This is a genomic window from Nodularia chucula CCY0103 (assembly GCF_963923915.1).
Classification (GTDB): domain Bacteria; phylum Cyanobacteriota; class Cyanobacteriia; order Cyanobacteriales; family Nostocaceae; genus Nodularia; species Nodularia chucula.
This window is the reverse complement of sequence record NZ_CAWUOL010000011.1, coordinates 73033-79608: the sequence shown is the minus strand read 5'-3', so window position 1 is coordinate 79608 and position 6576 is coordinate 73033. Positions and strand designations below refer to the sequence as shown.

General features: G+C 42.8%; 6 protein-coding genes. 1 reads left to right on the top strand and 5 read right to left on the bottom strand.

Features of this window, described 5'->3' with window-relative positions:
* Positions 1-215: 215 nt before the first annotated feature.
* The 5 genes from ACM0OP_RS05790 to ACM0OP_RS05770 all read right to left on the bottom strand — a co-directional run bounded on the left by ACM0OP_RS05790 (position 216) and on the right by ACM0OP_RS05770 (position 4864).
* Positions 216-947 (bottom strand): helix-turn-helix domain-containing protein, encoded by a 732-nt coding sequence (locus ACM0OP_RS05790; protein ID WP_414527441.1) that lies wholly within the window; start codon positions 945-947, stop codon positions 216-218.
* A complete protein-coding gene (locus ACM0OP_RS05785) occupies positions 944-1351 on the bottom strand; it encodes a type II toxin-antitoxin system RelE/ParE family toxin (protein ID WP_414527440.1) in 408 nt (135 codons plus the stop codon). The genes ACM0OP_RS05790 and ACM0OP_RS05785 overlap by 4 nt, the downstream gene beginning before the upstream one ends.
* Positions 1352-1522: 171 nt before the next feature.
* A complete protein-coding gene (gene lysS / locus ACM0OP_RS05780; protein WP_414527439.1) occupies positions 1523-3208 on the bottom strand; it encodes a lysine--tRNA ligase in 1686 nt (561 codons plus the stop codon).
* Positions 3209-3320: 112 nt separating this feature from the next.
* Positions 3321-3749, bottom strand: coding sequence for a hypothetical protein (locus ACM0OP_RS05775; protein ID WP_414527438.1), 429 nt, complete (start codon positions 3747-3749; stop codon positions 3321-3323).
* A gap of 155 nt (positions 3750-3904) precedes the next feature.
* Positions 3905-4864 (bottom strand): M48 family metallopeptidase, encoded by a 960-nt coding sequence (locus tag ACM0OP_RS05770; protein ID WP_414527437.1) that lies wholly within the window; start codon positions 4862-4864, stop codon positions 3905-3907.
* A 127-nt stretch (positions 4865-4991) separates the two neighbouring features.
* Here ACM0OP_RS05770 and ACM0OP_RS05765 point away from each other — a divergent pair, with 127 nt between their 5' ends.
* Positions 4992-6527, top strand: coding sequence for an ATP-dependent DNA helicase (locus ACM0OP_RS05765; RefSeq protein WP_414527436.1), 1536 nt, complete (start codon positions 4992-4994; stop codon positions 6525-6527).
* Positions 6528-6576: the final 49 nt, after the last annotated feature.

Here is a 6576-nt window from a genome sequence, read left to right as displayed (position 1 = left end):
CAATCCTCTCCTAGAATCCCACTGTCAATAGGGTTTGAGACGCGCTAACCCTGGTCTAAATTATCTTTCAGCAGTCGCTCAACCACTTTTATATCAGTGTTACTCTCTCTAATAGTCCATAATATCTTTTTTAAAAAATCAAGGTAATACTTGCGATTTTTTTTACCCTTTCTTAGTTCAGAACCGAATCCTTTCGCCATTTATTTAGATACTTTCTATTTATGATTATCAAAAACTTCTGCCAACTTCTCCAGTAAATCTTCAGCTAAATCCAATAACTCAATTTCATCAATTTCATCAACTTGATCAATAGTTCCGCGATTACTTTCTCTAACTGCCACATTACCAACTAACATATTTTTCACAGCAAAAATCCGTTCTTCTTCCTCCGAAAAACTCAGACATTTTTCCAACTCTACAGCAACTTCCTGAATTGTTCTTGTACCTAAACGTTCTCTCACCTTCACCGCTACCAAATCGTTACTTTCCAGCAGTTTTACCAAAGCTGTTCTCAGTCCATCATCCTGTTTAGAAAACTTCTCAATCGCTGCACAAACATATTCCCGTACACTCATGTTTGCCGCCAATGCCTTTTGTCCAACTACATCTGGGACATCTACCAGTAATACACCTTCGTTATCGCTGGCTTGATATAATTCATCCTCTTTTTTCACAGCTACCAGCAAATCAGCACCCAACGCGTGTAAATAGTGCAACACTGATTCCAACTCATGTTCCTTTAACGCCGACTCCAATTTAGACACCGCCGCTTGCTGTACTCCTAGTTTTTCCGCTAGCTGCGCCTGAGTCAATCCTGCCTTATTACGTATTTCCCGCATCGCATCTGTTAGATATAGACGCAGGTACTCTAACTTACCCGCCAAAATCACTTCTGGATCTTCGCTGACCTGTTGCTGTAACCAAGCTTGAAAATTAGGCTTTTTCATGACTCTTCCCTCTGCTGCAATTCCCGCAATCTTACTCTTGCAGGTTCTTTGTCTCTATCTTTGATCGCGCCGTCGTATTTCTTCATAAAGGCGTGTAACACAATAAACTTCTGAGGAGTTGCAGCCGTTAAGATAAACCGGGGATTATGTTCACTCTTAGTCATACGTAACTCATACAGGTCATCTTCCAGCTTCTCAAAAATGCCACTGGTAAGTGATAACAGTCCTTTTTTGCACAGGTAGCCGAGATTAACTTGCAGACGCTTAGTTTCAGAAGCACTCAGTAATGGCTTTGGTGGATTCTCTGGTTGTTCCTCTGGCGGAATCATGCGAATGAAAAAAGCAAGTAAATCTTTGGGGATTTCCCCATTGACATCTTGATACAGTTCCCAACTCCAATTCACTTCCTACCTCACAATATATTATTCCTTAGCAGGAATGTCAATCTGTTTATTCTTTTAAAGGAATATCATATAGAATCACTGAGTGCAACTAAGCTAATCAAAGTTTTAGCCATAAAAATGGCGCGTTAGGCAAAACCAAAACGCACCATGTTAGTTGTATGTTTAAGTACCTTAACTCAATTGTTCATGCTTAAATTTGCCTTTAATCGATTTGTTGAAGTATTGACCTTTAGACGGTGCATTGTCTAAATCTTGCTTGACGCTAGGAGGGACTTTGAAATACTCGTAAACACTGCCACTATCAAATTCAATGGTCAGTGTTTGAAGTTGGGGATTATAGCTAAATTGCCTAATCACGCTACCTTCTGGCTTGAGTAACGGAAAGGCGATCGCATCCCGAATACTGGCACAATCAGTTAATAGCATCACTAAGCGATCAATACCAATCCCCAAACCACCCGTAGGCGGCATTCCGTATTCCAAAGCCGTGATAAAGTCCTCATCCACACCTTGGGCTTCTAAATCACCAGCAGCCTTCAGCGCAGCTTGGGCTTCTAAACGTTCTCTTTGATCAATGGGATCAGTTAACTCTGAGAAGCTGTTAGCAGTCTCACGCCCCACGATAAATAATTCAAATCTTTCTACCAAACCCGGCTGAGAACGATGGGGTTTAGCTAAAGGTGAAATTTCTACAGGATAATCAATGACAAAGGTAGGCTGAATTAATTTTTCTTCTATCTTTTGTTCAAAAGCTGCATTGAGAAGTTTACCCATTGTCGGGATATCTTCTATACCATGCAGCCCCGAATTTTTACTCGCCGCTTTCGCCTCTTCCAATGTCGAGAAAGAATTGAAATCCAAGCCAGTATATTCTTTCACTAAATCGTGCATCGTCACCCGTCGCCAAGGTGCTGATAAATCTATCGGTGTCCCTTGGTAGGTAATTTGCAGTGTACCGAGTACCTCTTGGGCGACAGTGGTAATAATTCCCTCTGTCAGCGCCATCATATCGTTGTAATCAACGTAGGCTTGGTAAACCTCAATCGAGGTAAATTCAGGATTGTGACGAGTTGATACGCCCTCATTCCGAAAAATTCGCCCTAATTCAAACACCTTTTCAAAACCACCGACAATCAACCGCTTTAAATGCAGTTCTGTAGCAATCCTTAGATACAACTCCATTTCTAAGGTGTTGTGGTAAGTCACAAACGGACGCGCATCAGCACCACCGGCTTCACTTTGCAAAACAGGAGTTTCAATTTCCAGAAAATCCCGATCTGTTAAATAGCGACGAATCCCGGCAGTAATTTGGGCGCGACGGCGGAAGGTTTGCCGCACTTCGGGATTGACAATCAAATCAACATAGCGCTGACGGTAGCGTTTCGCCACATCCGTTAAACCATGCCACTTGTCGGGTAGAGGCAACAGGGATTTTGTCAGGATACTGTATTCTTTGACGTAGATAGATAATTCGCCCTTTTCAGTCCGTTTAATAGTGCCTTTGACTCCCAGGATATCACCGGCATCTGTAAGTTGTTTAAGATGAGCGAAAGCATCGGCATCAGCATCTGCCATGCATTCTTGGATACGACTTTTCTCTAAATAAAGTTGAATAGTGCCAGTTTCATCTTGCAGGGTGAAGAAAGCCAGTTTACCGAATACACGACGCGCCATAATGCGTCCAGCAACGGCAACATCTAGATCAACTTCTTCACCACTGGGTAAATCGGCAAATTTTGCTTGTAATTCGGCTGTATGATGGGTCAATTCCCAACGATAAGCGTAAGGATTAGATCCTAGCTGCTTGAGTTGGTTGACTTTTTCCAGCCTGGCGGCACGGATATCTTCTTCCGACATGGTAACGAACTAAATAGGGCAAGATTCATTATAGATGGTGGAACAGTTGACAGTCATAGATATTTGTGGTTTCTGGATTAACTGAAGAATAAGGGTGGAGTCGGGGAAATCTTTAATTTTTCCCGATTGGTACAGAATACCGAGTTGAAATGGCTTGCATTTTCAGGTCTGTCAATTGCATGATTGCATTCACCAGGTTTTTTTGTTCTGCTGGCAAATTCAGTTTTTCTAATCCCTGATGTATGTCATCACCAGAATGCATATTTTTAGCCAGTTTAGCTCGTTGGGATGTATTCAATACTTTGGCGATTTCTTTATTTCTTCTCTGACGCACAGCCTGGAGTTGTTGCTGGTGTTGGGGTGTCAGGTTAGTATCTGAAAATAAGCTAGTCTCGATCTTTATACTAGCAATTTGGGAAACTATGATACTCGGATTGCTCTGAGTCTGAACTGGTGCAGCTAAGGCAATTCCGGGAATGAAGATGAGACAGGCCAGGATACTCAGGAATAGGGATAGCTGTTTGATCAGGTGAATTGCCATGTTGGAAAAAAATACCTACTTCAATTTTTAAACATATCATTGGGCAAAACTTTTTCCGCAATCTGTATTTATCTCAACCCCCAAGTAGCAGATAAATGGATGATAAAACTTAGACACCAAAAGGGTTTCAACCCATTCCCCAGTCCCAGCCATAGTTAGTTAGACTTTTTCATTTTGTTAATTTCCTGTTGCAATTCTTCAATTTGTTGTCGCAAATTTTCTACTTCTTCTGAGGAGGTTTCGGGGGTGACATTTACTGCACCTGATTTTGTTTGCTGATAATTTCCTCGGCGAATTTCCTGGTATTCTTCGGATACTGACCACTCCTGTAAATACCGAATACGTTCTACAGAGAAAGGATGGCTTAACATCGTACCTTGAGCGCCGTTATAGATTAAAAATTTATAAACTTGATTTAGTCCATCTTCATCCAGGGCATGATAATTTTCTGACTGTTTAATAAACTCATCTAAGCTGCATTCGTGAGCATATTTGATACTACCACCAGAGACTTTCATCATGGATGACATGACTGTGTTTAAGTCATCTATCACTAACAAAGCCGCTCGATCTGCGGTTAACTCGGCTTTGCGCCGCCATTCAAAAAAGGCATAAATCAAGGCTTGAGAGACAAAGTTACCAAGACCGAAGGTTAATTCCCCCAAGGCAGAAGCAGCAGTCATCGCCCACATCGCCATTTGAATTAAAATAGTATGACCACACTTAATATGTCCCAGTTCATGGGCTAACACTGCCCGAATCTCCCTTTCTTCTAGTAAGTCCAGTATGCCTGTATTTATGACTATGTAAGGATTCTCTTGTCCCAGTGCATAGCTATTTGCTTGGGGATTTTGGACGACAAACAGGGCAGGTTCTGGATAAATATCCAAATCCCGGACGCATTCTCGAAACATCTGGTAAATGGTGGAATATTGCCGAGGCCCTACTTGGATGGCGTTACCCATTAGATAAACTAACTGAGGGCGTTCGTAGACAAATTCCACAAATTTACGCGCTATTAAATCAAATCCCGGTAAATTTCGTAAAGCTTCTTCGGCTTGGCGATCCAGTGGATGTCTGAAGGCTTCGCTGGAGATTCCTGTGTAAGTGGGCATAATTTAATCAGTGAACAGTGAACAGTAAACAGTCTAAATTATCAGTCTGATAACTGGTAACTCATAGCTGAATAATAGAGATGGGGCAATTGGAATTAGAAATCACTTTGTATGGGATGAAAAGCTTGTGATTGAGGCTGAAGTTCATTTGTCACTACATAACTTCCTGCGATCGCAGGCGGGGTTTCCTTCCTGGCCCCATCATCTAACGATGGCACGGTTGGTAGCACGGGCGTTGCGGCTAGGACGTAGCGCTTTAATTCAGGTGGGGCCAGTTTCTGGTTTTCAAGGTCGATATCGCACGAGTTTTGTAGCATCGGCTTTGATGTGGCATGGCCCTGTAATTATTGTCGCCCCAGCAGCCGTACAGCAACGTCTCCTACAAGTAGAAATTCCCCGCCTCCAACCGTGGCTACAAAGTAACAAACCCATCCGCACGGGTGATGTTTGGCCGGGATCAGATTTTCTCGGATTACTCCTGACTACCCCGGAGGCTTGGTTAAAAGGACAATTCACCTCTGCTGATAATTTTCCCCCAGGGATTCCCACAATTATTGATGGGGTGGATGATTTGGAAGATTGGGTACGTGATCAGCTGACCCAAGATATTCAACCCCATGACTGGGATCAACTTTTGTTAGCTTGCCCTGACAAAGCTGAGATCATTCGCTCTGCACGGGCGCAATTGACTCATATTTTATTCCAACACCCAGTTAATCCATATCAGTGCTATCTTATTTCTGCCTTGGAACAGGATATTTTGGCTGATTTATCTTCACAATTGGCATCAGTGGGGACTTTACCAGCACCTTGGGCAAATCTAGGGCATAATCAAAATAGTGCTGATTCTCCTTTATTGTGGGCTACTATTTCTCGTCGTCACGGGTTATTTTCGTTACATTCTGCCCCGATGGAATTAGCTACAAGTCTGAGAACTATTTGGCAAAGACAACCAGTGGTGTTAATTGGTAGTGCTTTAGAACCAGAAACGGAAGCGCCTCTGTTTCGTCAACGTTTGGGTTTAGATGAAGTCACTTGTTTGAAGTTTTCTAATGACAGTCAAGGTACAGCAATTCAACTATATGTACCCCATAAGTTACCTTTACCCAATACCCCAGAGTTTCAAGCCGCATTTATTCACAAAGTCAGAACTCTGCTGTGTTTGAGTGCTACAGCCCCAGGCTTGACGGTGGTGTTGGTGGGTGATGTGCCACTGAAGGCTCAAGTAGGTGCTATTCTGGCCTCTGAATTTGGTTCCAGGGTACAGGTGGAAAAAACTTGTTTGGATGATAATGGGATTTTAATTAGTGGTTGGGAATTTTGGCGATCGCATCAAGCAGTTTTACCTGCGCCACATCTGTTAATTATTGCCACTTTACCGTTACCATCCTTAGAAAATCCCCTGGTGGCTGGTAGAGTTGCTCATTACAAGCGATCGCATCAGGATTGGTTTAGGTTATTCTTATTACCAGCAGCTTTAAACGAATTACAACGAGCGATCGCACCAGTCAGAGAAAGCCAAGGTATTGTAGCCTTACTAGATAGCCGTGTAGTCAACCGTAGCTATGGCGCGCAAGTCCTAGCTGTCCTCAGTCCCCTAGCACGAATTAACTACCTTGATCCCAGTCTCTTTTCCCAACCTAATGACGAAGATCCCGGCTAATTGAGTATTTACGTTTTGTCAATTGCACGGCGATCGCCCCATAGCAAAC

Coding starts and splice junctions, on each gene's coding strand:
- ACM0OP_RS05790 (WP_414527441.1), bottom strand. CDS start 947: ATGAAAAAGCCTAATTTTCAAGCTTGGTTACAGCAACAGGTCAGCGAA.
- lysS (WP_414527439.1), bottom strand. CDS start 3,208: ATGTCGGAAGAAGATATCCGTGCCGCCAGGCTGGAAAAAGTCAACCAA.
- ACM0OP_RS05775 (WP_414527438.1), bottom strand. CDS start 3,749: ATGGCAATTCACCTGATCAAACAGCTATCCCTATTCCTGAGTATCCTG.
- ACM0OP_RS05770 (WP_414527437.1), bottom strand. CDS start 4,864: ATGCCCACTTACACAGGAATCTCCAGCGAAGCCTTCAGACATCCACTG.